This window comes from Leifsonia sp. 10N434, from assembly GCF_056394405.1.
Window position 1 is genome coordinate 196,161 of sequence record NZ_JBFTHV010000001.1, and the last position, 25,505, is coordinate 221,665.

The 25,505-nt window shown below is 69.9% G+C and carries 27 protein-coding genes; 10 read left to right on the forward strand and 17 right to left on the reverse strand.

Annotation, left to right across the window (positions count from 1 at the left end):
• Positions 1-41: 41 nt before the first annotated feature.
• On the reverse strand, positions 42-1,421 hold the full coding sequence (locus AC1DB1_RS00880; RefSeq protein ID WP_477200067.1) for an MFS transporter: 1,380 nt from the start codon (positions 1,419-1,421) through the stop codon (positions 42-44).
• A gap of 105 nt (positions 1,422-1,526) precedes the next feature.
• Between AC1DB1_RS00880 and soxR the strand changes: the two genes are divergently transcribed.
• Positions 1,527-1,988, forward strand: coding sequence for a redox-sensitive transcriptional activator SoxR (gene soxR / locus AC1DB1_RS00885; RefSeq protein WP_477199445.1), 462 nt, complete (start codon positions 1,527-1,529; stop codon positions 1,986-1,988).
• A 79-nt stretch (positions 1,989-2,067) separates the two neighbouring features.
• Here the strand turns inward: soxR and AC1DB1_RS00890 are convergent, their stop codons facing one another.
• The 8 genes from AC1DB1_RS00890 to AC1DB1_RS00925 all read right to left on the reverse strand — a co-directional run bounded on the left by AC1DB1_RS00890 (position 2,068) and on the right by AC1DB1_RS00925 (position 8,486).
• Positions 2,068-3,054 carry a LacI family DNA-binding transcriptional regulator gene (locus AC1DB1_RS00890; protein WP_271177309.1) on the reverse strand — a complete coding sequence of 329 codons (987 nt, stop codon included), beginning with the start codon at positions 3,052-3,054 and terminating at the stop codon, positions 2,068-2,070.
• A 210-nt stretch (positions 3,055-3,264) separates the two neighbouring features.
• The gene (locus tag AC1DB1_RS00895; RefSeq protein WP_477199446.1) at positions 3,265-4,602 is read right to left on the reverse strand and encodes an APC family permease; all 1,338 of its coding nucleotides are present in this window, start codon (positions 4,600-4,602) and stop codon (positions 3,265-3,267) included.
• A 49-nt stretch (positions 4,603-4,651) separates the two neighbouring features.
• On the reverse strand, positions 4,652-4,810 hold the full coding sequence (locus tag AC1DB1_RS00900; RefSeq protein ID WP_477199447.1) for a hypothetical protein: 159 nt from the start codon (positions 4,808-4,810) through the stop codon (positions 4,652-4,654).
• Complete coding sequence (locus tag AC1DB1_RS00905; protein ID WP_477199448.1) at positions 4,810-5,958, reverse strand: DUF998 domain-containing protein; 1,149 nt, start codon at positions 5,956-5,958, stop codon at positions 4,810-4,812. The genes AC1DB1_RS00900 and AC1DB1_RS00905 overlap by 1 nt, the downstream gene beginning before the upstream one ends.
• A gap of 93 nt (positions 5,959-6,051) precedes the next feature.
• Positions 6,052-6,348, reverse strand: coding sequence for a transcriptional regulator (locus AC1DB1_RS00910; protein WP_271177314.1), 297 nt, complete (start codon positions 6,346-6,348; stop codon positions 6,052-6,054).
• A gap of 5 nt (positions 6,349-6,353) precedes the next feature.
• Complete coding sequence (locus tag AC1DB1_RS00915; protein WP_477199449.1) at positions 6,354-6,962, reverse strand: hypothetical protein; 609 nt, start codon at positions 6,960-6,962, stop codon at positions 6,354-6,356.
• Positions 6,963-7,007: 45 nt separating this feature from the next.
• Positions 7,008-7,277 (reverse strand): hypothetical protein, encoded by a 270-nt coding sequence (locus tag AC1DB1_RS00920; protein ID WP_271177316.1) that lies wholly within the window; start codon positions 7,275-7,277, stop codon positions 7,008-7,010.
• 81 nt (positions 7,278-7,358) lie between these two features.
• Entirely contained in the window at positions 7,359-8,486 is a 1,128-nt protein-coding gene (locus tag AC1DB1_RS00925; protein ID WP_477199450.1) for a carboxylate-amine ligase, read from the reverse strand.
• A 92-nt stretch (positions 8,487-8,578) separates the two neighbouring features.
• On the opposite strand from AC1DB1_RS00925, the gene AC1DB1_RS00930 reads away from it, so the two are divergent.
• The 3 genes from AC1DB1_RS00930 to AC1DB1_RS00940 are packed head-to-tail and all read left to right on the forward strand — an operon-like array spanning position 8,579 to position 11,260.
• A complete protein-coding gene (locus tag AC1DB1_RS00930; protein WP_477199451.1) occupies positions 8,579-9,349 on the forward strand; it encodes a histidine phosphatase family protein in 771 nt (256 codons plus the stop codon).
• Entirely contained in the window at positions 9,333-10,232 is a 900-nt protein-coding gene (locus AC1DB1_RS00935) for an NAD(P)H-hydrate dehydratase (protein WP_477199452.1), read from the forward strand. The genes AC1DB1_RS00930 and AC1DB1_RS00935 overlap by 17 nt, the downstream gene beginning before the upstream one ends.
• A 41-nt stretch (positions 10,233-10,273) precedes the next feature.
• Entirely contained in the window at positions 10,274-11,260 is a 987-nt protein-coding gene (locus AC1DB1_RS00940) for an acetylxylan esterase (protein ID WP_477199453.1), read from the forward strand.
• A gap of 16 nt (positions 11,261-11,276) precedes the next feature.
• On the opposite strand, the gene AC1DB1_RS00945 is transcribed toward AC1DB1_RS00940, so the two are convergent.
• From AC1DB1_RS00945 to AC1DB1_RS00965, 5 genes are all read right to left on the reverse strand, one after another.
• On the reverse strand, positions 11,277-11,828 hold the full coding sequence (locus AC1DB1_RS00945) for a GNAT family N-acetyltransferase (RefSeq protein ID WP_477199454.1): 552 nt from the start codon (positions 11,826-11,828) through the stop codon (positions 11,277-11,279).
• A 36-nt stretch (positions 11,829-11,864) separates the two neighbouring features.
• Positions 11,865-12,551 (reverse strand): alpha/beta fold hydrolase, encoded by a 687-nt coding sequence (locus AC1DB1_RS00950; RefSeq protein WP_477199455.1) that lies wholly within the window; start codon positions 12,549-12,551, stop codon positions 11,865-11,867.
• Positions 12,548-12,967: a VOC family protein gene (locus tag AC1DB1_RS00955; RefSeq protein WP_477199456.1), complete on the reverse strand. Its 420-nt coding sequence runs from the start codon at positions 12,965-12,967 to the stop codon at positions 12,548-12,550. The genes AC1DB1_RS00950 and AC1DB1_RS00955 overlap by 4 nt, the downstream gene beginning before the upstream one ends.
• 67 nt (positions 12,968-13,034) lie before the next feature.
• Complete coding sequence (locus tag AC1DB1_RS00960) at positions 13,035-14,189, reverse strand: cystathionine gamma-synthase (protein WP_477199457.1); 1,155 nt, start codon at positions 14,187-14,189, stop codon at positions 13,035-13,037.
• 23 nt (positions 14,190-14,212) lie between these two features.
• Positions 14,213-15,577, reverse strand: a complete 1,365-nt coding sequence (locus AC1DB1_RS00965) for a cystathionine beta-synthase (RefSeq protein ID WP_271177325.1) — start codon at positions 15,575-15,577, stop codon at positions 14,213-14,215.
• 121 nt (positions 15,578-15,698) lie between these two features.
• On the opposite strand from AC1DB1_RS00965, the gene AC1DB1_RS00970 reads away from it, so the two are divergent.
• Positions 15,699-16,367, forward strand: a complete 669-nt coding sequence (locus AC1DB1_RS00970) for a metal-dependent transcriptional regulator (RefSeq protein ID WP_271177326.1) — start codon at positions 15,699-15,701, stop codon at positions 16,365-16,367.
• An 18-nt stretch (positions 16,368-16,385) separates the two neighbouring features.
• Here the strand turns inward: AC1DB1_RS00970 and AC1DB1_RS00975 are convergent, their stop codons facing one another.
• Together AC1DB1_RS00975 and AC1DB1_RS00980 are read right to left on the reverse strand one after the other, a co-directional pair.
• Positions 16,386-17,636, reverse strand: a complete 1,251-nt coding sequence (locus tag AC1DB1_RS00975; protein ID WP_477199458.1) for an Nramp family divalent metal transporter — start codon at positions 17,634-17,636, stop codon at positions 16,386-16,388.
• 199 nt (positions 17,637-17,835) lie between these two features.
• Positions 17,836-19,725 (reverse strand): ABC transporter ATP-binding protein, encoded by a 1,890-nt coding sequence (locus tag AC1DB1_RS00980; RefSeq protein ID WP_271177328.1) that lies wholly within the window; start codon positions 19,723-19,725, stop codon positions 17,836-17,838.
• 208 nt (positions 19,726-19,933) lie between these two features.
• Between AC1DB1_RS00980 and AC1DB1_RS00985 the strand changes: the two genes are divergently transcribed.
• From AC1DB1_RS00985 to AC1DB1_RS01005, 5 genes are all read left to right on the forward strand, one after another.
• Positions 19,934-21,220 carry an ABC transporter substrate-binding protein gene (locus tag AC1DB1_RS00985; RefSeq protein ID WP_271177329.1) on the forward strand — a complete coding sequence of 429 codons (1,287 nt, stop codon included), beginning with the start codon at positions 19,934-19,936 and terminating at the stop codon, positions 21,218-21,220.
• A gap of 85 nt (positions 21,221-21,305) precedes the next feature.
• Positions 21,306-22,340, forward strand: a complete 1,035-nt coding sequence (locus tag AC1DB1_RS00990) for a carbohydrate ABC transporter permease (protein ID WP_477199459.1) — start codon at positions 21,306-21,308, stop codon at positions 22,338-22,340.
• Complete coding sequence (locus AC1DB1_RS00995; protein WP_271177331.1) at positions 22,340-23,254, forward strand: carbohydrate ABC transporter permease; 915 nt, start codon at positions 22,340-22,342, stop codon at positions 23,252-23,254. Before AC1DB1_RS00990 ends, AC1DB1_RS00995 begins: the two co-directional genes overlap by 1 nt.
• A 2-nt stretch (positions 23,255-23,256) precedes the next feature.
• A complete protein-coding gene (locus AC1DB1_RS01000) occupies positions 23,257-23,511 on the forward strand; it encodes a hypothetical protein (RefSeq protein ID WP_271177332.1) in 255 nt (84 codons plus the stop codon).
• A 12-nt stretch (positions 23,512-23,523) separates the two neighbouring features.
• A complete protein-coding gene (locus AC1DB1_RS01005; RefSeq protein WP_477199460.1) occupies positions 23,524-24,570 on the forward strand; it encodes a LacI family DNA-binding transcriptional regulator in 1,047 nt (348 codons plus the stop codon).
• 343 nt (positions 24,571-24,913) lie between these two features.
• Here AC1DB1_RS01005 and AC1DB1_RS01010 read toward each other — a convergent pair whose 3' ends face one another.
• Positions 24,914-25,471 carry a P-loop nucleotide/nucleoside kinase family protein gene (locus AC1DB1_RS01010; protein WP_477199461.1) on the reverse strand — a complete coding sequence of 186 codons (558 nt, stop codon included), beginning with the start codon at positions 25,469-25,471 and terminating at the stop codon, positions 24,914-24,916.
• Between the last annotated feature and the right edge of the window lie 34 nt (positions 25,472-25,505).

A 25,505-nucleotide genomic window follows, 5' to 3' on the forward strand; every position in this document is an offset into this window, starting at 1 on the left:
GTCTGTGCGGGCGGCGGACCTGCGCCGCCGCCCGGTCCCGCTCAGCGGCGGAGGATGCGCGGCCCCGCGACGAACGCCGCGACGCAGAGCACCGCCGCCAGCGCGAAGGCGCCGGCGAACGGCCAGCCACCGCCGAGCGGCCCCAGCGCCGAGAACACGATCGCCGCCACGGCCAGCGCGATCGCCGAGCCGATGGCATCCGCGATCGACAGGGCCGAGCTGTTGAAGCCCTGGTTCTCGATCGTCGAGTACTCGAGCGTCAGCACACCGAGCCGCGGATAGACGATGCCCATCCCGGCGCCTGCGAAGGCCCAGCCGACGATGACCACCGCCGGCGCGAGATCGAGGATCGCCGTCGCCAGCAGCGACGCGACAGCGATACTGAGACCGATCGCCCCGGCGAGCGCCGTGACGCGGTGCGTGATCTGCGGGTACCGCCCCTGCACCCACGACGCGGCCGACCAGCTCAGACCGGCCGCGGTCAGCGCCAGACCGGCGAGCGTCGGGCTCACCTGGTGCTGACTCACCAGCAGGTACGGCACGTACACCTCCGACGCGAAGAAGGTACCGGCGACGATCGAGCGCAGCAGGATGACGCTCGGCAGCCCGCGTGCAGCCCGCAGCGTCCCCTTCGGCAGGAGGGGGCGGAGCGCGAACAGGGCGACGGCGATGCCGAGCACCGGCGCGATCCACTGCACTGCTCCTTGCACGTCGGCGGCGAGGTTCAGTACGAGCACGGCGACCGCGACGAGCACGGCCCAGCCGATCCTCCGGATGTCCCACGGAGGCCGCTCGCTGGTCGCGTCGGGCGCGTGCACGCCCCGCATCGCCGGCACCACCATCAGCATCGCGAGCACCACGAGTGCGACGACACCGAGGAACACCCAGCGCCAGCCGACCGTGTCCGACAGCAGTCCGGCGATCACCGGTCCGATCAGCGACGGGATGACCCAGGCCGCCGCGAAGCCGGCGAAGATCCGGGCGTGCAGCACCGGCGGGTACACGCGGGCGACGATCACATAGAGCGCGACGGTCAGCGCTCCCCCGCCGAAGCCGTGCACGAGGCGGCCGGCGACGAAGGCGCCCATGCTGGTCGCCGTGCCCGCGATCAGCAGGCCGATCACGAACAGGCCGACGGACGCGAACAGCGCGTTGCGGGGATTCCCGCGATCCGACCAGGCGCCGGCGAGCACCATGCCGACGACACTCACCGCGAGCGGGCCGGCGAACGCGAACGCGTAGAGACCGGCGCCGTCGAGCTCGCGGCTGACGGTCGGCATGATCGTCGTGACAGCGAGCGCCTCGAACGCCGAGAGCATGATGAGGGCGCACATCCCGATGCTCACCCAGCGGTAACGCGGGTTCAGCACTCCGCCAGGGGGCGGGAGGTCGGCGGGTGCTGTTCCGGTCTGCGTCGCCATGCTCCCAGTATCCAGGCTCCCGGCGACGTTCGCGCTGGCAGTGGTGCTCTCGCTCTTCTCAGTGGGCATGGTGCGAGCCTAGAACCTCAACTATGGTTGAGGTCAATGTCTCCGACGCCGCCCGTTCTCACCGTCGGCGAGGTCGCCACCCGCAGCGGCGTCGCCGTGTCGGCGCTGCACTTCTACGAGCGTCAGGGGCTCATCGCGAGCGAACGCACGGCCGGCAACCAACGTCGCTATCGGCGCGATGTGCTGCGGCGGGTGGCGTTCATCCGGGTCTCGCAACGCGTGGGCGTCCCGCTCGCCGACATCCGGATGGCGCTCGATTCGCTCCCGGAGGGCCGCACGCCCACCAAGAAGGACTGGGCGCGGCTGTCCCCGCTCTGGCGCGACGAGCTGGATGCGCGCATCCGGGACCTGGAGCATCTGCGCAACGATCTGACCGGGTGCATCGGATGCGGGTGCCTGAGCCTGCGCACGTGCGTGCTGCAGAACCCGTCGGATGTCCTCGGCGCCGACGGCCCCGGGCCGCGGCGCTGGCTGGACGGCGACCCCACGAGCGGATGAGCATCGCCGTCAGCCGGCATGGCTGGCAGCGGCAGCGGCAGCGGCAGCGGACTGCTAAGCGGGCAGCGTCCGCGGAGGGCTAGGCGTGCAGCGCCCGCGTCGACGCCCGCACGATCAGCTCGGGCTGGATGTTGCCGGGGGTCGGCTCCGTCCGCCCGTCGATCTCAGCGAGCAGCCGGGCGACGCAGCGCCGCGCGAGTTCGGTGAAGTCCTGCCGCACGGTCGTCAGCGGGGGCCAGAAGTGCGCGGCCTCGGGGATGTCGTCGAAGCCCACGACGCTGACGTCGCCCGGGATGTCCCGGCCGAGCTCATGGGCGGCGTGGTAGAGGCCGAGCGCCATCTGGTCGTTCGAAGCGAACACCGCGGTCACCGCGGGGTCGGCGAGGAGCGCGAGCCCGGCCTCGTACCCGCGGGCCGCGGTCCAGTCGCCGCGCGGCGCCTCCGGGACGGGCAGCCCGGCGGCGATCATCTCCTGTTCGTAGCCCCGCAGGCGGGCGAAGGCCTCGATCCATTCGGTCGGCCCGGAGAGATGCACGATGTTCGTGTGGCCGAGATCGATGAGGTGCCGCGTCGCCGCCCTGGCACCGGCGACCTGGTCGACCGACAGCTCGTTCTCCGCGTAGGCGGTGCCGGCCTGGAGAGTGACGTACGGCACGTCGACGCCGATGGCGACGATCTCGTCGAGCACGCGATCGGCCGGCGCGATGACGATGATGCCCTCGACGGCCTGCGCGATCAGGTGTTCGAGCCCGGCGGCGATGCCGTCGGCCGAGAGGTCGCCGAGGTGCGCGACCGTCACGTAGTAGCCGGCCTCGCGTCCCGCATCCTGGATGGCGCCCATACTCGACACCGGACCGTAGAGCGCCGCCGCCGATGCCGCGAGCACACCGATCGTGTTCGAGCGCGCCGTGACCAGCGCACGCGCTGCGCGGTTCGGCCGGTAGCGGAGTTCGTCCATCGCGCTGAGCACCCGGTCGCGGGTGGTGTCCCGGATGCTCGGATGCCCGTTGATCACGCGCGAGACGGTCTGATGCGACACCCCCGCCAGGCGCGCGACATCGCGCATGCTCGCGGCTCTGCCTTGAGGCTGTTCGTGTGTCACGACACCCTGTCCGATCGGTTGCGCACGCCCCCGGGCGGCTGATTCCCCTTATTATGCCGGGGATCGATCGGATCGATCGATCAGACAGCACAATTCCGGAACATCGCGCCCGACCAGCGGCGCGTCCCGCACGACTCCGGAACTCTGCGGGCGATCGCCGCCGGAGTTCCGGAACTACGAGCGCGCGGCGCGGACCCGGCGCGAGCGCGCGGCGCGGACCCGGCGTGTGCGGGCGATCAATCCGACGAGCACCGCGACGAGCGCCAGCGCGATCGGCGCGATGAGATGCCAGCCGGCCAGCACGAGGAGGCCGGCGGCGAACACGCACGAGAGCAGCGCCATCCACCAGCCGAGCGACCAGCGCGGCAGCAGCACCAACGCCGACGCGACACCGACCGCGTAGACCGCTGCGGCGATGCTCGTGTGGATCAGGATGAACGGCCGAAGGTCCCCGCTCGCCAGCACCACCACGGAGTACGCCGCCATGACGATCGCCGAGAGCAGCAGGCCGCGCCGGGCGACCCCGCCGTTCTCCGCTCCGCGCCCGAACCACCGCGGGAGATCGCCGTCGCGTCCCATCGCTGCGCCGAGCTTGCTGAACGCGGCCAGGTACGCGTTGAACACGCCCGTCACCACGATCGCGGCGATGACCGCGACGATGATCCCGCCGCCCTTTCCGGTCGAGACGACGACCAGATCGAGCAGCGGCACCTGGCTCGTCGACGCGGTCGATCCGAGCACCAGCACCGTGACGGTCTGGATGGCGAGGTAGGCGGCGGAGACGATGAGAAGAGCGAGCGCTGTCGCCCGCGGGATGTCACGCCGCGGATTGCGGAACTCTCCGCCGATGCCCGCGACGGCCTCCCAGCCCGCGAACGCCCAGATGTAGAGGCTCATCGCGAGCCCGACGCCCTCCCAGCCCTGCGGGAGGAGCGGCTGGAGGTTCGACGGATCGCTGTGCGGCGCTGCGGCGGCCAGCACGAACACCAGCACGCCCACGAGCGCCGCCGAGAGCACGAGCTGCAGCCAGCCGGCGAAGCGCACCCCGAACGCCGTGACGATCACCGGGATCACCATCAGGCCGATCGCGATCAAGGTCGCCGTGAGGGCGTCGCCACCGACCACCGCCACGATGTAGCGCGCGGTCATCAACGCCGCGATCGGGGCTCCGATGGGGGTGCCGAAGAAGAACCAGTAGCCGATCACGCGTGCCGCCGTCGGCCCGAACGCGCGACGGGTGAAGGTGGCGACGCCTCCGGCATCCGGATGCCGTCGCGACAGTGCGGCGAACGTCGACGCGAGCGGGATGGAGATGAGGGCGAGGGCGGCGACGGCGAGGATGGAACCGGGACCGGCGACTGCGGCGGCGAGCGCGGGAAGCACGAGCACGCCGGTTCCGAGCACGGCCGCGATGTAGAGCGCCGTGCCGCCCGCGAGCCCGAGGTGGCCGTGGGGAACCGGCTCGTCGACCAGCCCCGGGGCATGCGCCAGCGAGGGCCCGCGATCCGTCATGTCACCATGATGGCGCGGGCCCCCGACATCGCCCACCGCGCGGTCGTCGTTACCACGCGGTGAGGTCGTAGAGCGTCACCCCATCCACCGTCTTCGCGGTGAAGTTCTGCTCCACCCAGGCGGCGATCGAGCGGGAGGCGCTGCTCCCCCCGTTCGCCTGCCCGACGCTCCCACCGATGAAGGAGTGGATCGCGCCGGCTGCGACCATCAGTCCTGTGCGCCGGCGAGCTGGGCGTGATGTTCGGCGTGCGTGGCGGCGGGCACGGCGTCAATCCGCGCGCCGGCTGCGGTGCCGACCCGCTCGTCACCGCCCACCGCACCCGCGTTGCGCAGGAACACGATGATCCAGCTGAAGATCAACACTGCCGCCACCAGTTCGACCGCGGTGAGGTTGTAATACCCGACGGCGAAGAACACCGCGAGCACCACGATCACCCCCAGGTAGACGTACCCGAGCAGCACGAAGACCCGCGGCATCGCCGGGATGAGCCAGCGCAGAGCGATCACGAGCGCGCCGAAGACGGCCGCCATCCCGGTCGCCACGGAGTTGTGCAGCACGAAGAACCGGTCGACCGGGAACAGCCCGACGCACGCGAGGAAGATGCCGATGAGCACCAGTGCCGTGCCGACGAGCCGGCGCCCGCGCTGCTCCGCGGCCGTAATCGCGGTCAGGTGCGCCGTCGCCGCGTGGGCGATCGTGGTGACGATGACGCCGGCGACGATCAGCGTCAGGTTGAAGGCGAACGCAGAGACGTCGTCCGTCATCCCGAGTGCACTGAGGTTCTTCTGCCACCAATGGGGATCCGAGGAGCTGAGCATGCTGGCGAACACCCCGACGACGAGGAACAGCGCGAGCACGAACGACAGCAGCATCGGCGTGAGCTGGACCGAGGAGAGGAACACGACGTAGGCGGTCACCGCCATCGCGACCCCGGCGAGAACGGCCGCAGGAATGGTGAACACCACGGCGCCGATGAAGCTGCGCTCCACGACGTCGGCGATGCCGATCCAGCCGAGAAGCGCGATGATCCCGTGCGCGAAGGCGAGAGCGGCGATGTCGAACCAGTGCAGATCGAGCATGGCCGCCCGGCGATCGCCCGACCCGCTCCGGATGCGCACCAGCACCCGCCCGAGCACGAAGACGACAACCGCCACGGCCGCGCCTCCGTATGAGACGATCTCGCCGAGCGAGCCCCGGCCGGAGATCGGCAGGTCGCGTCCCCAGGCGACGAACAGCGTCACCAGCCCGCCCACGACGAACACGGCAGCACCGATGACGAGGGCGACGGACTCGACGGACTCCGCGGTGGCGACGGGCCGCCGCAGCACCCCTTCGATCGACGACGACTGGCTCACCGCTCCTCCTCCCGGCCGGCGGCAGGCGGCCGGTCCCGGGGCGAACCTATCAGCCCACTGTGTCCGGCTCTCGCCGAGCGGCGGTCAGGGCGGTCAGCCGGCCGGGTCGAGAATGCTCCGCAGCGTCGCCGTGTAGTCCTCGAACGCGCGCCGGCCGGTCGTGGTCAGCGCGAGATAGGTGACCGGCACCCGGCCGCGGTGCGCCTTCTCGACCGTCACGTAGCCGGCCTCCTCGAGCTTGCGCAGGTGGGTGGCGAGGTTGCCGGCGGTGAGGTCGAGCAGTTCCTGCAGCCGCGGGAACGACATGCTCCCGTCGCCGGGGACCGTCGCGAGGGTGGCCGTGATCCTGAGGCGCACGGCCGCGTGGATGACCGGGTCGAGTTCGTCCACGCCCGTCACCGCCGCACGGAGCGCAGCGTGACGATCGCGCCCGTGCCGTAGATGACGAGACCGGCGATCGCCATGACGAGCAGGTTGGGGCCGATCCCGAGGAAAGGCGCCAGACCTCCGACGACCAGCAGGGCGATACCGAGGACGAGTTGCACTTTGTCGTGCCAGAGAGCGGCGCCGGCGAGGTAGAGGGTTCCGCACATCAGCGCGTACGCGCTCGGGAAGAAGAGGCCGGCGAGGTCGCCGGACATCCCCTGGGAGACGAGGCCGATGCCGAGCAGCGCGAACGCCACCGAGCACACCGACCACGAGATGCCGTAGACGGTGCCGGCGAACTGCGACTGTCCGCGCAGGCCACGGCCGATGCGCGACCCGATGAGCCCGGATGCGACGATCGAGCCGACGATGAGCACGCCGAACACGATCCCGGCCGGCACCGGGGCGAAGACCCCCAGCACCGCGAGATAGAGGGCGAGGAAGCCGACGAGCCAGGCGAAGGCCCAGACGGCGTACAGCCAGACGACGGGGAGGCGCGTTTCACGGTCGACGCGGCGCTGCTGACCATCGATGAGGTCGAGCATCTCCCGCGCGTCGCCGGAGGTTTTCTCGTTCATGTGTACTTTGTAACACAAAGTGGTCTGCACAAGCAAGAAGTTTGTTCAGAGCCCGGCCTGCGTCGCGAGCATCTCCACCGCGAGACGCCAGTCGCGCACCTCCTGCCCCTGACCGCCGTCCTCTTCGCCGGGCAGCAGCGCGCGGAACAGCGGCCACACCGTTCCCGCCGTGCGCACCTCTTCGACGAGCCCCAGGTACTCGCCCCCGTAGTAGACCTCCCAGGCCGCCGCGGCGGTCGGGCTGTACATCAGGGTCAGCGGCAGCACGCCGTAGCTGTAGACCGCGTGCTGGTGGAGCAGCTCCTTGCCCGACATGGCGCAAGGATAGGCGCGTCCGCCCCCTCCGTGAAGCGGTCGGGTCGCCGCATCCCGTCCTGGGCGCGCAGGATGCGGCGCTCAGGCCACGAACAGACCGTCGCCGGTGACCGCGCCACTGGTCGCATGCGTCACCGTCACAGCCTCGGCGACGACGTCGCGCAAGCGGCCGCGACGTGCGAACGCCTCACGCTGCCGCCCGGCACCGCCGCCCCCGGCGATGATGCGGCGCACGCCCTCACACGCCTCTTCCTCGTCGCCGTTCGCCGCGAGGGCGGGACGCACGTGGTCGAGCAGCGTCGCCACGGCGTCCGCGGCCTGCGTCTCACGCCAATGCACCGGATGCGGCAGCCGCCCGTTCACGCCGGTCAGCGCCGCCTGCCACCCCGCGAGCCGCAGCGCGGCCGACGGCACAGCGACCGGCTCGACGCCGGCGCGCCACTCCTCCACCGCCGTCTCGACGAGAGCCCGCACCAGCACCGCCAGCGTCACGGTGTCCCTGGCGTCGAGGCAGACGTCGGAGACGCGGATCTCGATCGTGGGCTGCTTGTGCGACAGCCGCGCATCCAGGTAGAGCATTCCGGCATCGAGGATCACACCGGTGTTCACGAGTATTTCCTCGAACGCGTCGTAGGCCTCGACCGAGCCGAACACGTCGGTGGGGCCGGCGCTCTGCCACTGATGCCACGCGGTGAAGCGGAAGCTCGCGTATCCGGTGTCCGTGCCGTTCGCGAAGGGGGAGTTCGCGCTGAGCGCCAGGAGCACGGGCAGCCAGTTGCGGATGCGGTCGAGCACGGCAACGCCCTCCTCGCGCGACTCGATGCCGACGTGCACGTGCAGGCCGCAGACGAGGGTCCCGCTCGCGGTGGCGCCGTAGCGCTCCATCATGGCGTTGTACCGCAGGTCGTCGGTCGCGTGCGGCCGGAAGCGCATGGGCGACATCGCGAGAGCGACCGCCCGCGCGCCCATCGGCACGACGAGTGCATCAGCACTGCTGCGGGCGGCGACCACGTCGGCGAAGAGCGCGGCGGCGGAGGTCTGCGGACGGCTTTGCGTCTCCAGCATCTCCTGGTTGATCTCCGACGAGATCTGCGGGCCGTCATCGCTCTGCTCGCCCACGGCGTTCAGGGCGTCGACGGCCAGCGCCAGCGGAACCCCCGTCCGCGCATCGACCAGAAGGAGTTCCTCCTCGACGCCGAATGTCCTCATGCGAGCAGTATGCCCATACGGCCCGAAAACGCCAAGCAATCCTCGTTTTCCTCGGCCTTTTCCCGGACAACGCCGGGCGTACACTCCCCGCCATGACGGTCAGCAGGGTGATTCTGGTACGACACGGAGAAAGCACGGCGAACGTGGCTGCGACGGCCGCCGAGGCGGCCGGGCTCGAGACGATCGCGGTCGAGACGCGGGATGCCGACGTGCCCCTCTCACCCCTGGGACGACAGCAGGCGGCGGCCCTCTCGGAGCGGCTCTCCGCCGTCGTCGACGACAGCCCCCGCATCTGGAGCTCGCCGTACCGGCGCGCGATCGAGACCGCGCAGCTCGCGCTCGGCGCCGAAGTGCCGCTGATCATCGACGAGCGCCTCCGCGACCGCGAGCTCGGCATTCTCGACGCTCTCACCAGCCGAGGTGTCGACGCCCGGCTCCCGGCAGAAGCCGCGCGGCGTCGCTGGGTCGGCAAGTTCTACTACCGGCCCCCGGGAGGCGAGTCGTGGACGGACGTCTCCCTCCGGCTGCGCTCCTTTCTGCGGGACGCGCTGACGCCGACCCGTCCCGACGTCGTCGACGGGGGTCCCGGCGGCCCGGCCCCCACCCGGTCGGGGAGCACGCTCGTCGTGTTCGCGCACGACGCGGTGGTCAGCCTGGTGCTCTACATCCTGCTCGGATACACCGAACAGGAGCTCGAGGAGTTCCTCCTCACGCGCGTCGTGGCCAACGCGTCCGTCACGACGATGCTGCTCGATGCATCCGCCGTCTGGCGGGTCGAAACCTTCTCAGACGACCGGCATCTTCAGGAGGCCGGACTGCCCACCACCGAGCACCAGGGAGCCGCCCGTGTCGAAGCGAACTGACTCGCACACCGCGATCGAGGTGGACGACGCGTTCCTCCGCCGCTGGCCGCTGCCGGAGCCGAGCGGATCGAAGCGTTCGCGCGGCGAGGTGCTCGTCGTCGGCGGCGCTCCCCGCTCGCCGGGCGCCGCGATGCTCGCGGGCAGGGCCGCGCTGCGGGTCGGCGCAGGACGCCTGACCCTGGCGGTGGCCGGATCGGTCGCGACCGCCGTCGCCGTCGAGGTGCCCGAGAGCGGGATCGTTCCCCTCGAGGAATCATCGGACGGTCACGTCGTCGGCCGGTCCGTCCGCCGGGCCGAGAGCGATCTCGCCGGCGCCGACGCTATGCTCCTCGGCCCGGGACTCGACGACATCCGGGAGACCAGACGGATGCTCCGCGTCGCGGGCGGGCTGGTGGCGCCCCGTGCGACCGTGGTGCTCGACGCGTTCGCGCTCGGCGCCATCGCCGGCCGTCCGCACGTGGCTCGCGCCCGCTCGCGCATCCTGACCCCGAACCTCGACGAAGCCGAGCTGCTGCTCGGGCGACCGCGTTCGCGGGATGCGGAGGGCACGCGCGGCGCCGACCGCGACGTGACCGAGATCGCCCGCCGGTACGACGCCGTCGTCAGCTGTCACAGCACCATCGCGTCTCCCGACGGCCGCCTGTTCCACATCCTCGACGGCGGCCCCGGCCTCGGCACCTCGGGCAGCGGGGACGCCCTCGCCGGAGCCATCGCCGGACTCGCCGCCCGAGGGTGCGACCCGGTGCAGGCCGCGGTCTGGGGAACCGCTCTGCATGCGGCTGCAGGCCGCGCGCTGGCGTCAGAGGTCGGGACGCTCGGCTTTCTGGCCGGCGAGATCGTCGACCGCCTGCCGCGTGAATTGGCGGCCGTCGAGCAGCGATAGGCTCGGCGGAGAATTGCCGACCACCGCGATGGGATGACGCCTTGGCCTTCTTCGACCTGCCCCTCGACGAGCTCCGCACCTACACGCCGGAGGTGCGACGCCCGGCCGACCTCGACGCGTTCTGGGGTCGCACCCTGGCGGAGGCCGCCGAGCATCCGATCGACGTCACCCTCACACCGGTCGACACCGGATTCGTGCTCGTCGACACGTTCGACGTGGAGTTCAGCGGCTTCGCCGGCGACCGCATCCGCGGCTGGCTGCGGGTGCCGCACGGCAGCGAGCCGGGCACACTCCCCGCCGTGGTGCAGTTCGTCGGCTACGGCGGCGGGCGCGGTCTCGCCAGCGAGCCGTCGGCGTGGGCCCAGGCCGGCTATGCGCACTTCGTGATGGACACCCGCGGGCAGGGCTCCGGCTGGAGCATCGGCGACACGGCCGACGAGCTGCACGGCGCTGCCGGCCCCGCGCATCCGGGGTTCATGACCCGCGGCATCCGCAACCGCGACCACTACTACTACCGTCGGCTCTTCACGGATGGCGTTCGCGCGGTGGAGGCCGTGCGCTCCCTCGACCTCGTCGACCCCGGTCTCGTCTTCGCGAGCGGGGGAAGCCAGGGCGGCGGCATCGCCCTGGCCGTCGCCGGGCTCACGCCGGGTCTTGCCGGTGTCATGCCCGACGTGCCGTTCCTCTGCCACTTCGAGCGCGCCATCGTGATCACCGACGCCAACCCGTTCGGCGAGATCGCGAGCTACCTGCGCGTCCACCGCGACGAGGTGGAGGACGTGCTCGACACGCTCTCGAACTTCGACGGAGTGAACCTCGTCGCAACCGCCGATGCCCCCGCGCTCTTCTCGGTGGCGCTGATGGACGAGATCGTCCCGCCGTCTACCGTCTTCGCGGCCCACAACAGGTATCCCGCCGAGAAGGAGATCATCGTGTACCCGTTCAACGGACACGAGGGCGGCCAGCTGCTCCAGGAGGAGCGGAAGCTGCGCTGGGCGAACGCCCGGGTCGCGGCCATGCGCGCTTGAGCCCGGCCGACTGCGCTCACCTGTTCCCGGCCGCACCGGCCTCGGCGGGAAGGCGACGCGCGAGCACCTGACCGGGCCACTCGCCGACGGTGAACGTGTCGGTGCGTGTGTAGCCGCAGGACTCGTAGAAGCGCACGAGGTCCCCGTTGCCACCGGCATAGCAGTCGACCCGCAGCAGGTCCACGCCGGCCGCGCGCGCCTCGTCGTCCGCGAAGGCGAGCAGGCGACGCCCCACGCCCCGTGCGCGCGGATCGCGCGACCCGATCAGCACCTTCACGTAGAGTTCTGGCTCCGTCGCCGCCGGCACATAGTCGGTCGCGTCACCGAGGATGAGGGCACCGACGACCCCGGCCTCCGGATGCTCCGCCACCCACGCTCCCGGCTCCGCCACCCAGCCCGTCACCCGGTCGACCTGCCGCTGCTGCGTCGAGAACGGCTCGCGCCCCCACTGCGCATCGTTGCCGATCTCGACGAACCAGGCGATCGCGTCATCGAACAGCCCGAGCACCGCTGCAGCGTCGGCGGGCGCGGCGTTGCGGATGCGGATCTCGGTCGTGACGTCGGTCATCGGTGCTCCCTGCTTGTCGGCGCGATATGAACATTCTCAGCGGTCGAGCGTTCGGCCGGGCGACAGCACGAGATCGGCGACCTGCACCGGATGCGAGAGGTTCGCGAGATGCCCGCCGTCCACCTCGTCGATCGGAAGGCCGAGACGCTCCTGGGCGACCCGCCGCTGGAAGTCCAGGGGGAAGAAGCGGTCGTCGCGACCGGAGATGACTCTGGTCGGCACTGCCGGCCACGCCTCGAAGTCGCAGGGTGTCGAGAAGGCTTCCTCCGCCTCCGAACCCTCGTGGTGGCCGAGCTCCTCGCGCTGCTCGGCGGTGAGGTCGTGGGTGAAGTAGGTCTCCAGGTCGAAGCCGGCGTCCGGATCCCGACCGGCTGCGAGGTCGTTACGACGAACCGCGTCGCCATACCCGGTCGCCGCCCACCACTCGCCGGCCGTCTCGCCCGGCACGGGGATCATCGCGTTGAGGAACACCAGACCCCGCACGGGGAGCCGCTGCGCGGCGAGCGCGGCGGTGAAGGCACCCATCGACTGGGAGGCGAGCACCACTTCGTCGCTACCGGCCGCGGCCTCGACCGTCTGACGCGTGTACTCGGTGAGTCCGTTCGTCCCACCGACCGCGAAGTCGACAGCGACAGCGTCGTGTCCGCGGCGGTGCAACTCCTCGACGACGAGGTGCCAGATCCAACCGGTCCCTCCTGCACCGGGGAGGAACAGGTACCTCATGCGATGGCGATCGAGCCGTCGTCGGCGATCTCCCACGACGGGTTGTACGCGACCTCCCAGACATGGCCGTCCAGGTCGGCGAAGTAGCCGGAATAGCCGCCCCAGAACACGTGCTCCGGAGCCTTCAGGATGCGCGCGCCCGCCGCCTCCGCCTGCGCGAACACCGCGTCGACATCCTCGACGGAGCGCTCATTGAGGGCGATGGTCACGCCGCTGAAGGTTCCGTCGATCGGATGCCGTGCGTCCTCCTCGAGATCGGAGCGGCCGAACAGGGAGAGGCCGATCCCGTTCAGCTGATAGAAGCAGACGCCGTCCTGGGCCGCGGCAGGGGTCCAGCCGAGGCCGTCCTCGTAGAAGGCGCGCGCCCGCGCCAGATCGTCGACGCCGAACGTGACAAGTGAGATGCGCTGTTCCATGCCGCGACCATACCCCGGACCCGCGACACGGGGCCGCCGAGGATCACCCGGCCGGCGCGACGAGCAGCTAGCGGGCCAGCGCCTGGTCGATGTCCGCCAGCAGGTCCGCCACGTCCTCGAGTCCGACCGAGAGCCGGATGACGTTGTCGGGCACCTCGAGCTCGGTGCCGCGCACCGAGGCGTGCGTCATCTCCGACGGGTAGCCGATGAGCGACTCGACGCCGCCGAGCGACTCCGCGAGCTGGAAGATCTCCGTCGACTCCGCGAACCGGCGTGCGGCCGCCGCTCCCCCGGCGAGCGCCACCGAGAGCATCCCGCCGAACCGGCTCATCTGACGCGCGGCGAGTTCGTGGCCCGGGTGCTCCGGCAGTCCGGGATAGTAGACCGCGTCGATGCCGGCATGGCCGACCAAGCGCTCGGCCAGGGCCTGCGCGTTCTCGGAGTGGCGCTGCATCCGCACATCCAGTGTTTTGATCCCGCGGGTGGTCAGCCACGCATCCAGGGGCGCCGAGACCGCGCCGGCGGCGAACTGGATGAACTGCACCTTCTCGGCGAGCTGCTCGTCATCGATGACGAGAGCGCCGCCGATCACGTCGGTGTGACCGCCGAGGTACTTCGTCGTGGAGTGCACGACCACATCGGCGCCGAGCGCCAGCGGCTGCTGCAGTGCGGGCGACGCGAACGTGTTGTCGACGACGACGAGAGCGCCGACCGACCGGCCGAGTTCCGCGAGGGCGGCGACATCGCTGATCTTCATCAGCGGGTTGCTCGGTGTCTCGATCCAGAGCACGCGGGTGCGTTCCGTGCCGAGTGCTCCGCGCACCGCGTCGAGGTCCGTCAGATCCACCGTCGTGTTCCGGATGCCCCACGCGCCGTGGATCCGGTTGATCAGCCGGTGCGTGCCGCCGTAGACGTCGTTGCCGAGCACCACGTGGTCGCCGGGCTGCAGTACCGCGCGCAGCAGGGCATCCTCGGCCGCGAGCCCGGAGGCGAACGAGAGCGCGCGCTTGCCACCCTCGAGCGCGGCGAGCTGGGTCTCGAGGGAGCTGCGCGTCGGGTTGCCGGCGCGGCCGTACTCGTAGCCGCCCCGCAGCCCTCCGACGCCGTCCTGCACGAACGTCGAGGTCTGGTAGATCGGCGGGATGATCGCGCCCGTGGTCGGGTCGAACTCCTGGCCGGCGTGGATCGCGCGCGTGCTGAAGCCGTGACTGCTGTCGTTCATCGTCTGCTTTCTCGTGGTGCCGGTCATTCGCTGAGGAAGTTGAGGAGGTCCTGCCGGGTGAGCACCGCGACGGGCTTGCCGTCCTCGGTCACGAGGAGGGCGTTCGTCGTCGCAAGCGCGGCACGCGCGGCGCTGACCGACTCGTTGATCCCGATCAGGTCGAGCGGCTCGCCGAGGAACGCGCCCACGTCGTCCGACATCTGGGCGCGGCCGCTGAACACCGCGTCGACCAGAGACGTCTCGTCGAGCGCGCCCGCCACCTCGCCCATCACCACGGGCGGCTCGGCGGTCAGCACCGGCAGCTGCGACACCCCGTAGGTGTTCATGATCTGGATGGCGTCCCGCACCGTGTCCGACGGATGCGCGTGAACCAGGTCGGGCAGGTCGCGGCGCTTGGTACGGATGACGTCGTGCACCGTCGACTCGTCGGGAACGTCGCTGAAGCCGTAGGAGCGCATCCACTTGTCGTTGAAGATCTTGCCCAGGTAGCCGCGCCCGCCGTCGGGCAGGATGACCACGACGATGTCGTCGGCGGTCAGGGACTCCGCCGCACGCAGCGCGGCGACGACGGCCATGCCGCTCGATCCGCCGACGAGGATGCCCTCTTCGCGCGCCAGCCGGCGGGTCATCGCGAACGAGTCGGCGTCCGAGACGGCGATCACCTCGTCGACGACGCTGGGGTCGTAGGCCGACGGCCAGAAGTCCTCGCCGACGCCCTCGACGAGATACGGCCGTCCGGTGCCGCCCGAGTAGACGGAGCCCTCCGGGTCGGCGCCGATGATGCGCACCCGCCCGTCGGAGGCCTCCTTGAGGAAGCGCCCGGTGCCGCTGATGGTGCCACCCGTGCCGACGCCGGCGACCAGGTGCGTGATGCGCTGGTCGGTGTCGCGCCAGATCTCGGGACCGGTCGTCTCGTAGTGGCTGCGCGGTCCGTTGGGGTTCGCGTACTGGTTGGGCTTGAACGCGCCGGGGATCTCGGTCACCAGGCGGTCGGAGACGCTGTAGTAGGAGTCGGGGTGATCCGGGGCGACCGAGGTCGGGGTCACCACGATCTCGGCGCCGTAGGCGGTCAGCACGTTGCGCTTGTCCTCGCCGACCTTGTCCGGGAGCACGAACACGCACCGGTAGCCGCGCTGCTGCGCGACCAGTGCCAGTCCCACTCCGGTGTTGCCACTCGTCGGCTCGACGATCGTCCCGCCGGGTTTCAGCAGACCGTCCCGCTCCGCGGCATCGATGATGCGCGTCGCGATCCGGTCTTTCGATGAACCTCCGGGGTTCAGGTACTCGAGCTTGACGAGCACCGTCGCCGCGATCCCGTCGACAACCTTGTTGAGCTTGACGAGGGGAGTGTTGCCGACCAAATCGATGATGGTCTCTGCGTAATCCACGCGACCAACCGTAACAGCGCAGCGGTGATTCGCTCAGTGGGTTACGTGTCGGCGCTCAGGTGCGCAGGGCGGCCACCTCCGTCCCGGATGCCCGGGAAGACCGCCACCGTAGAATCGACGCATGCCCGTGTCTGAGCTCTCGACCGTCGCACAGGACTATCTGAAGGTCATCTGGTCGGCGACGGAATGGTCCGAGACCCCGATCACGGTCAAGCAGCTCGCCGAGCGCCTCGGCGTGCGCGCGGCCACCATCTCCGACGGCATCCGGCGGCTCGCCGACCAGGGGATGCTCGTGCACGAGCCGTACGGCGGCATCGAGCTCACCGCGACCGGCCGGCGGCACGCGGTCGCGATGGTGCGCAGGCACCGGCTGATCGAGACGTTCCTGGTCGAGGAGCTCGGCTACGGCTGGGACGAGGTGCATGACGAGGCCGAGGTGCTCGAGCACGCCGTCTCCGACAACCTCATCGAGCGCATCGACCGCCGGCTCGGCTTCCCGTCGCGCGACCCGCACGGCGACCCCATCCCCAGCGCCGACGGCACCCCGCACCTCCCGGATGCCCGCCCGCTGATCTCTGCGGAAACAGGTGTTCCCCTCGTGGTCTCGCGCATCTCGGATGCCGACCCGGCCGTGCTCCGTTACCTCGCCGACCGCGGCATCCGGCTCGACACCCGGCTGAGCATCGACGAGCACCGCGAGTTCGCCGGCGACGTGACGCTGCGGCTCGACGACGGCGAAGTCGTGCTCGGCGCGACCGCCGCCGGCGCCGTCTGGGTCACCGGCGCCTGACCGTTCCGGCCCGGGCGGTCAGCCGCCGACCCAGCCCGCGATCGTCAGCACCACGAGCGTCACGTTCAGCACGACGACCAGGGTGGCGATCCCGAAGCCGAGTACGCGCATCCCGCGGCCGTCGGCCCTCTCCCCCATCACCGCACGTGACCCGGTGAGCCGCAGCAGCGGGATCATCGCGAACGGGATGCCCAGGCTCAGGAACACCTGGCTCACGACCAGCGCCCAGGTGGGCTCGACGCCCAGCGCGAGGATGACGATGGCCGGGATGAGCGTGACGATGCGGCGGGTCAGCAACGGGATGCGCACCTTCAGCAGCCCGGCCATGATCGTCGCCCCGGCGTAGCTCCCGACCGACGTCGAGGCGAGCCCGGAGGCGAGCAGGCCGACCGCGAAGACGGCGGCGATGACCGGTCCGAGCGCGTCGCCGATGGCCGCGTGCGCCCCCTCGATGGTGTCCGTCCCCGCGATGCCGCCGAGGGAGGCCGCGGCCAGCAGGAGCATCGCGATGTTGACCGCTCCGGCGAGCGCGAGGGCTGCGAGCACGTCGATCTTGGTCGCACGCAGCAGGCGGCCGACGGTGCCCGGCGACATCGAGTGGCCGTGGCGGTCGCGGGCGAGCGCCGAGTGCAGGTAGATCGCGTGCGGCATCACGGTCGCGCCGAGCATGCTCGCCGCGAGCAGCACGGTGGGGGCGCCGTCGAACCGCGGCACGAGGCCTCCCGCCGCCGCCCGCCAGTCGACCGGGCTCACGAAGAGGCCGGCGAGGAAGCCGATGGCGATCACGCCGAGGAGCCCCAGGATGACCATCTCGAAGGGCCGCTGACCCCGCCTGGTCTGGATCGCGAGGATGCCGATGGCCACCAGCCCGACGATCAGTCCGCCGATCGGCAGCGGGAGCCCGAAGAGCAGGTTGAGCGCGATCGCTCCGCCGATGACCTCGGCGAGATCCGTGGCGGCTGCTACCAGCTCGGCCTGGGCCCAGAACGCGCGCCGGGTGCCCGTGCCGAGCCGGGAACCGAGCAGCTCCGGAAGGCTCGAGCCGGTGACGATCCCGAGCTTGGCCGATTGGTACTGCACGAAGACCGCGATCGCGTTCGCGGCGACCAGCACCCAGACCAGCAGGTAGCCGTAGCGGGCGCCCGCGGTGAGATTGGCGGCGACGTTCCCCGGGTCGACGTAGGCGATAGCGGCGACGAAGGCCGGTCCGAGCAGCAGGAGCAGGCGCGCGCGCGACCGACCCGTGCGCCGCGCGACCTCGACCGCCATTCGATGCCCCTCATCCAATTGTTAGCCGAGCCTAACACTGCCGGCCGACGCCCGGGACCTGCGATCGAGTCGGGGATTATTCACGCTTCACGGCCCCTGCGCGTGCTTAATCCCCGACTCGATGGCGCGCGCAGCGCGGCGCGGCGGCGGGGGCGCGGCGGCGGCGGCGCGGCGCGGCGCCCAGCGCGGCGGCGGGGCGTCAGTTGTCGAGGGCGGGCTCGGAGCCCTGCACCTGCTCGCGGTACAGGCGCGAGTAGACGCCGTCGAGCCCGAGCAGCTCGCGGTGAGTTCCACGCTCCACCACCTGGCCGTGGTCGATCACGAAGATCACGTCGGCGGCCACGATGGTCGAGAGGCGGTGGGCGATCGCGATGGTCGTGCGTCCGCGGGAGGCGGTGTCGAGCGCCTGCTGCACCACGCGCTCCGAGATCGAGTCGAGGGCGCTCGTCGCCTCGTCGAGGATGAGCACCTCGGGGTTTTTCAGCAGCACGCGCGCGATCGCGATGCGCTGCTTCTCGCCACCGGACAGGCGGTAGCCGCGCTCCCCCACCACGGTGTCGTAGCCGTCGGGGAAGCCTGCGATCGTGTCGTGGATGTTGGCGTTGCGCGTCGCCGCCTCGATCTCGGCCTGCGTCGCATCCGGTTTCGCGTAGCGGAGGTTCTCGGCGATGGTGGCGTGGAACAGGTACGTCTCCTGCGACACCACGCCGATGTGCGACACCAGCGACTCCTGCTGCAGGGCGCGGATCTCCGTCTCGCCGAACAGGATGCGCCCGCTCGTCGCGTCGTAGAAGCGCGGGATGAGGTAGGACACCGTCGTCTTACCGGCACCGGACGGGCCGACGAACGCGGCGAACTCCCCCGGCTCGATCACGAACGAGACGTCGTCGAGCGTGTTGCGCTCCTCGGGGCGCGCATCCGGATAGCGGAAGACCACGTGATCGAACTCGATGCGCCCGAGCTCGCGGTTCGGGTCGACCGGCACGGCGTCGGGGCGGTCCGCGATGGCCGGCTTGAGATCGAGGTACTCGAAGATGCGCGCGAACAGCGCACCGGAGGTCTGCAGGTCGAGCGCGACACGCATCAGGCCGAGCAACGGGAAGAGGAGCCGCGCCTGCACCGTCGTGAAGGCGACGATCGTTCCGGCCGTGATGTCGTTCGCGCCGCCGAGGATCAGCCAGCCCGACACGAGGTAGACGATGGCGGGGATCGACGAGAGGAAGATGTTGACCATCGCGAAGAACCACTGGCCGCTCATCGCCTGCGACACCTGCAGGCGGATCTGGTTCTGGTTCTCGTCGGAGTAGCGGCCGACCTCGGTGGCCTGCCGGTTGAAGCTCTTCGACAACAGGATGCCCGACACGCTCAGCGTCTCCTGCGTGATCGCCGTCATGTCCGACAGCGACTCCTGGGTCTTCGTCGCGATGCGCGCCCGAACCTGTCCGACCCGGCGCTGCGCGATCACCAGGATCGGCATGAGCACCACCGCCACGATGGTCAGCTGCCAGTTGAGCAGCAGCATCGCGACGAACGCGGCGATCACCGTGACCGTGTTGCCGAGGATGCTCGACATGGTGTTGGTGAGCACGTTGGCCACGCCGCCGACGTCGTTCTGCAGGCGCGACTGGATGATGCCCGTCTTCGTCTTGGTGAAGAAGCTCAGCTCCATCGACTGCAGGTGCGAGAACAGCCGCACCCGCAACGCGCCCATCACCTTGTTGCCGACGGAGGCGGTGAGATACGTCTGCCACACGCCGAGCAGCGCCGAGCCGACGAAGACCACGATCATCGTGATGACGATGGTGATCAGCACCGGCATGTCGGGGCCGCCGGTCTTCGGGAAGAGCCCGTCGTCGAAGGCGCGCTGGGTGAGGAGCGGAGGCACCACCGAGAGGGCAGCACCGATCAGCACGAGACCCATCGTGACGATGATCGCGGTGCGGTGCGGTGCGAATAGGCCGCCGATGCGGCGCAGCAGATTGGGGATCTTCGGAGCCGTCGCATTGAGTGCCTTCTGGGCGGCGACGTCGCCTCCGCTGACGCGACCGCGACCCCCGCCACCGCCGCCCGCTCCGCGCATCCCGCTCATGTGTTCAGGGTAACCCCGGCCGGTGACGCCGGTGGGCGACGCCGTATTCGCTCCGCTACGGGCGAAACGACGGTGTCCCATCGTGTGATCCAACCGTGATGCAAGCGCTTGACGTAAACGCTTGCATTGCCCCCGTACGCGGGGTAGCGTCTCGACCGGGCGCATCCGAGCGCCTGCACCAAGAAGCTCACGCTCAACGAGGAGTGAAATGAAAGCAGCACGTCTCTCCGTGATTGCCGGAGTTGCCATCGTCGGTATCGCCCTGGCGGGTTGTACCGGCGGCGGGTCAGGAGGCAGCGGCGGCGGCGGCGACGCCGGCCAGAACCTCACGGGCAAGGGCCCGATCACCTACGTTCAGGGCAAGGACAACTCGAACGTCGTGCGACCGCTCATCGACAAGTGGAACGCAGCCCACCCGGACGAGAAGGTCACCTTCAAGGAGCAGTCCGACCAGGCCGACCAGCAGCACGACGACCTCGTGCAGCACTTCCAGGCCAAGGATGCGAACTACGACGTCGTCGACGTCGACGTCGTATGGACCGGCGAGTTCGCGGCCAAGGGCTGGTTGCAGCCGCTGAAGGACACCTTCAAGATGGACAACTCGGCGCTCCTGGCGCCGACCGTCAAGTCCGGAACGTACAACGGAACGCAGTACGCGGCCCCGCAGACCTCCGACGGCGGCATCCTGTACTACCGCAAGGATCTGGTGCCGACCCCGCCGAAGACGTGGGACGAGATGATCAAGGACTGCGACATCGCCAAGGCCAAGGGCATCGGATGCTACGCCGGCCAGTTCGCGAAGTACGAGGGCCTGACGGTGAACGTGGCTGAGGCCATCAACACCAACGGCGGCACCATCGTCGGCGACGACGGCAAGACCGTCACGGTCGACAGCGCTGAGGCCAACGCGGGACTGACCCGACTGGTCGACGGCTTCAAGAACGGGCAGATCCCGGCTGAGGCCATCACCTACCAGGAGGAGCAGGGACGCCAGGCCTTCGAGGCGGGCAAGCTCCTGTTCCTGCGCAACTGGCCGTACGTGTACAACCTGGCGAAGACCGACGGAAGCTCGACGGTGAAGACCACCTTCGGTGTCGCTCCGCTGCCGGGTGTGACCGCCGACAAGCCGGGCGTCTCCAGCCTGGGTGGCCACAACGCCGCGATCAGCGTCTACTCCAAGCACAAGGCGACCGCCTTCGAGTTCCTGAAGTTCCTGCAGAGCGAAGAGACCCAGAAGTTCTTCGTGACCCAGGGATCGCTGGCACCCGTGCTCTCGTCGCTGTACGACGACGCCAGCCTGAACACCCAGCTGCCGTACCTGTCGACCCTGAAGACGTCGATCGAGAACGCGGTCCCGCGTCCCGTCTCGCCGTTCTACCCGGCCATCACCAAGGCCGTTCAGGACAACGCGTACACGGCTCTGAAGGGCGACGTGAGCGTCGACCAGGCGCTGAAGAACATGGCGTCCGCCATCAAGACGGCGAGCGCCGGATAACCCACGGGCAACGGTCACCGGGCGGCGGGAACCTTCCCGCCGCCCGGTCCACCCTCACCCGATCCATCTGCTTCGGAGGCCTCACATGTCAACGTCGAACGTCGTCGCCCCGCCTGATACGAGTAACCCCAAGTCGCCCGAGAAGCGCGCCGGGGTGAAGAAGAACCGCCAGCAAGAGAGTCGCTGGGCGTTCTACCTGATCATTCCCACGATCATCCTGCTCGCGATCGTCATCGGCTATCCGGTGGTCAGCGCGATCATCATGTCGTTCCAGAAGGACGCCGGCCTCGACCCGGCCACCGGCCTGTTCGTGCAGGGCGGCTTCGCCGGATTCCAGAACTACGCGCACTGGCTGTTCCAGCAGTGCGCCGGGCCGAACGGCGAGACGATCAGCTGCCCGCCGGGCAACCTCGGCTCGCAGTTCTGGAACGCGGTCTTCGTCACCTTCTTCTTCACGGTGACGACCGTCGTGTTCGAGACCATCCTCGGCATGTGGTTCGCGTTCATCATGAACCGCACCTTCCGCGGCCGCGGCCTCGTCCGCGCCGCCATCCTGGTGCCGTGGGCCATCCCCACCGCCGTCACCGCGAAGCTCTGGTTCTTCATCTTCTCGGTCGCCGGTGTCGCCAACGCCGTCCTCGGAGCGCACATCCTCTGGACCAGTGACGAATGGGCGTCGCGCTTCGCGGTGATCATCGCCGACACCTGGAAGACCACGCCGTTCATGGCGCTGCTCATCCTGGCCGGTCTGCAGATCATCCCGGAAGAGGTGTACGAGGCCGCCAAGGTCGACGGCGCCACCACGTGGCAGCGCTTCTGGCGCGTGACCATGCCGCTCGTGAAGCCCGCTCTGCTGGTCGCCGTGCTGTTCCGCGTTCTCGACGCGCTGCGCATCTACGACCTGCCCGCCATCCTCACCGGCGGAGGTGGTGGCACCGGTAATGCCACGACCACGCTCTCGATCCTGGTGGTCGACCAGATCAGGCAGGGCTTCAACAGCGCCTCCGCCCTCTCGACCATCACCTTCATCATCATCTTCCTGGTCGCGTTCATCTTCGTGAGGTTCCTCGGAACGAACGTCGTGAGAACGCAGGAAGCCCAGCAGAAGGGAACGAAGTGATGACCACCGTCGCCGGCCCCGCTGCCGCCACCGCCGAGGCGAACGCGCTTCCCCGCACCAGGACCAAGAGCAGGACCAAGAGCCGCAATCGCAACCAGGGCATCCGCACCGGGTTGAGCGCGCTGGTCATCGTCCTCTGGTGCCTGCTGCCGTTCTACTGGATGGTCGTGACCTCGTTCCGCGACGTCGGGTACACGTTCGAGACCACTCCGGTTCCGACCCACTTCACCTGGGACAACTACGTCACGGCGTTCTCGACGCAGCTCGGCAACCACCTCGGCCAGGCACTGCTGAACTCTCTGTTCATCGGTGTCTGCGTCACGATCATCGCGCTGGCCGTCGGAACGTTCGCCTCGTACGCTCTCGCCCGCCTGGACTTCAAGTTCAAGGGCATCGTGCTCGGCATCATCCTCGGCGCGTCGATGTTCCCCGGCGTCGCGCTCATCACGCCGCTGTTCCAGCTGTTCACCAACATCGGCTGGATGGGGACGTACCAGGCGCTGATCATCCCGGAGATCTCGTTCGTGCTGCCGCTCACGGTCTACACGCTCACCTCCTTCTTCCGGGAGATGCCGTGGGACCTGGAGGAGGCCGCCCGCATCGACGGCTGCACCAGGGCTCAGGCGTTCCGGCGGATCATCCTGCCGCTGGCAGCGCCCGCTGTGTTCACCACGGCGATCCTGGCGTTCATCTCCTCCTGGAACGAGTACCTGATCTCCAGTCAGCTGTCGAGCGACGCGACCCAGCCGGTGACGGTGGCCATCGCCTCGTTCGCCGGCAGCCAGCCGCACCAGGAGCCGTACACCGCCGTCATGGCGGCCGGCACCATCGTGACGGTTCCGCTCGTGATCCTGGTGCTGATCTTCCAGCGCCGGATCGTGGCGGGCCTCACCGCCGGTGGCGTGAAGGGCTGATCATGCGCTGGGACGATTCGCTGGAACTGGTCGATGTCGGTATCGGCATCACCGGATTCTTCGCGTTCGCGTTCCTGATCGTGACCGGGGTCGTCGAGCTCACCGGCGGCGACGCCCTGGGCTGGGCGCTCACGCTGCTCGCGCTCGTCCTCGTGCTCGTCCTCCTCTGGCAGGCGCGCCGCCGCATCGTCGCGGCGCGCCGGCCGGTGGACGAGGAGGACGCGCACGTGGCGGACACGTCGCAACGACACTCCTGACCAGGCGCGACGATGACGGGGATCGATGAGGTCGCGCGCGCGACGGGGGTGTCGACGGCGACCGTGTCCCGCGCCCTCCGTGGCCTGCCCAACGTCTCCGAAACGACGCGGGCGGCGGTGCGCCGGGCCGCCGACGAGCTCGGCTACGTCGCCTCCTCGAGCGCATCCGGACTTGCCAGCGGGCGCACCCTCGCGATGGGCGTCGTCGTCCCGTCGGTGAGCCGCTGGTTCTACACCAGCGTGCTCGAAGGCGTCGACGCCGAGCTGCGCTCCGCGAGCTACGACATGATCCTGTTCAATCTCGGCGGGCACCGCGGCGACAGGGAGCGGGTGTTCCACCGCTCGATCCTGCGCAAGAGGACGGACGCGCTGCTCGCGCTCTGTCTCGACTTCACAGCGGATGAGCGTCATCAGCTGGCCTCCATCGCGCACCCGACCATCGTGGTCGGCGGACCGGTGAAGGGGCTCCGCAGCGTCGGCATCGACGAGAAGGGCACGGCGCGGACGGCGACCGAGCACCTGATCCAGCTCGGTCACTGCGACATCGCCCACCTCGGCGGCGAAGACGAAGAAGGCCTCAACAAGCAGGTCCCGATCGGGCGCCTGCACGGATTCCAGGCCGCGATGCGGGATGCCGGGCTCCCGGTCCGACCGGAGTGGATCATCCCCGGCGGCTTCTCGCTGCCGGAGAGCCGTGCCGCGATGAACGCGCTGCTCGATCGCGCGGGGCCGCGACCGACGGCGGTGTTCGCCGGCTCCGACGAGATGGCGATGGGGGCCATCCTGGCCGCGTACGACCACGGACTGCGCGTTCCGGACGACCTGTCGGTGATCGGGATCGACAACCACGATTTCGCCGAGTCGTTCGGGCTGACGACGATGGCGCAGGACCCGTTCGACCAGGGCGCCGTCGCCGCGCGCATCCTGCTCGACGAGCTCGGCGGCGCAGAACCGCGCACCCGCTCGGTGCGGATGCCGGCCTCCCTCATCGTGCGGTCCTCAACGGCCGCACCGGCGGCGGTGCCTGCTCTCGCCCGAGCGGGTACGACCGCCTCGTGACGCGTGGGGGCCAGTACGTGCGCGTGCGCATCCGCGCATCCTGAGCGGGTTGCCGCCGCTTTCCCGGCCCGTCGGCACAGAAGGAGCCTCTCGGCCTGAGAGGATTGTCGGGCAGACGATGACGGGAGCGCGACTTTCGGGTAGTCACGATCCCGTCGGAGCGGTCATGCGCGTTCGACCGCGAGGTCACGCGCCGGCCGTCAGAATCGCCTGCCCGCTCGGGCTTCGGCACGGCGCGGGAGGGGCCGCCCCCATTAGGGTAGGGGCGGCCTCTCGCCCCTTCGAACCGGCGGCCGGAGACGTGTGGCCCGCAGGACCGTGCGATGACGGAGTCGTCCCGCCTCTACACGGACGGATACCGGCTGTGCTCACCCGACGGCGCGAGCGCGAAGGCGCGGATGATCGCGTCGGCGGCCTCCTCCGGCGAGAGCTGCTCGGTGTCGATGCGCAGGTCGACGGGAGGGATCTCGCCGTCCGCCTCGTCGCTGCGGAGCCGGCGCAGCGTCTCGACGTCGGTCAGCTTGGCGAACTCGTGCCGGTCGGCGCGGCCGATCCGTCGCTCCTGCTCCGCCGGGCTGACCGCGAGTTGCACGAAGGACACCCGCCCGCCGTGGTCCTCGACCGCGGCGCGCGCCCGGTCGGCGAAGCCCGCCGGGACCGTGGGCTCGGGCGCGAGGGTGAAGATCAGGGAGGTGCCGGCGCGTGCGGCTTCGCGGAAGGTTGAGATCCAGAACTCCTCACGCAACGTCACGAACGGTGGCGTTCCGAAGGTGAAGACGGCCGTCAGGGCATCCACGATGAGATGGTTGTGGAAGACGCCGAAGTTCAATCGCGCGCCGAGGGCGCGGGCCACCGTCAGCTTTCCCGCAGCAGCGGCACCGTGCACGAAGACCAGATCCATCGTCCGATGCTACGACGGGAGACCCGCACAGCGG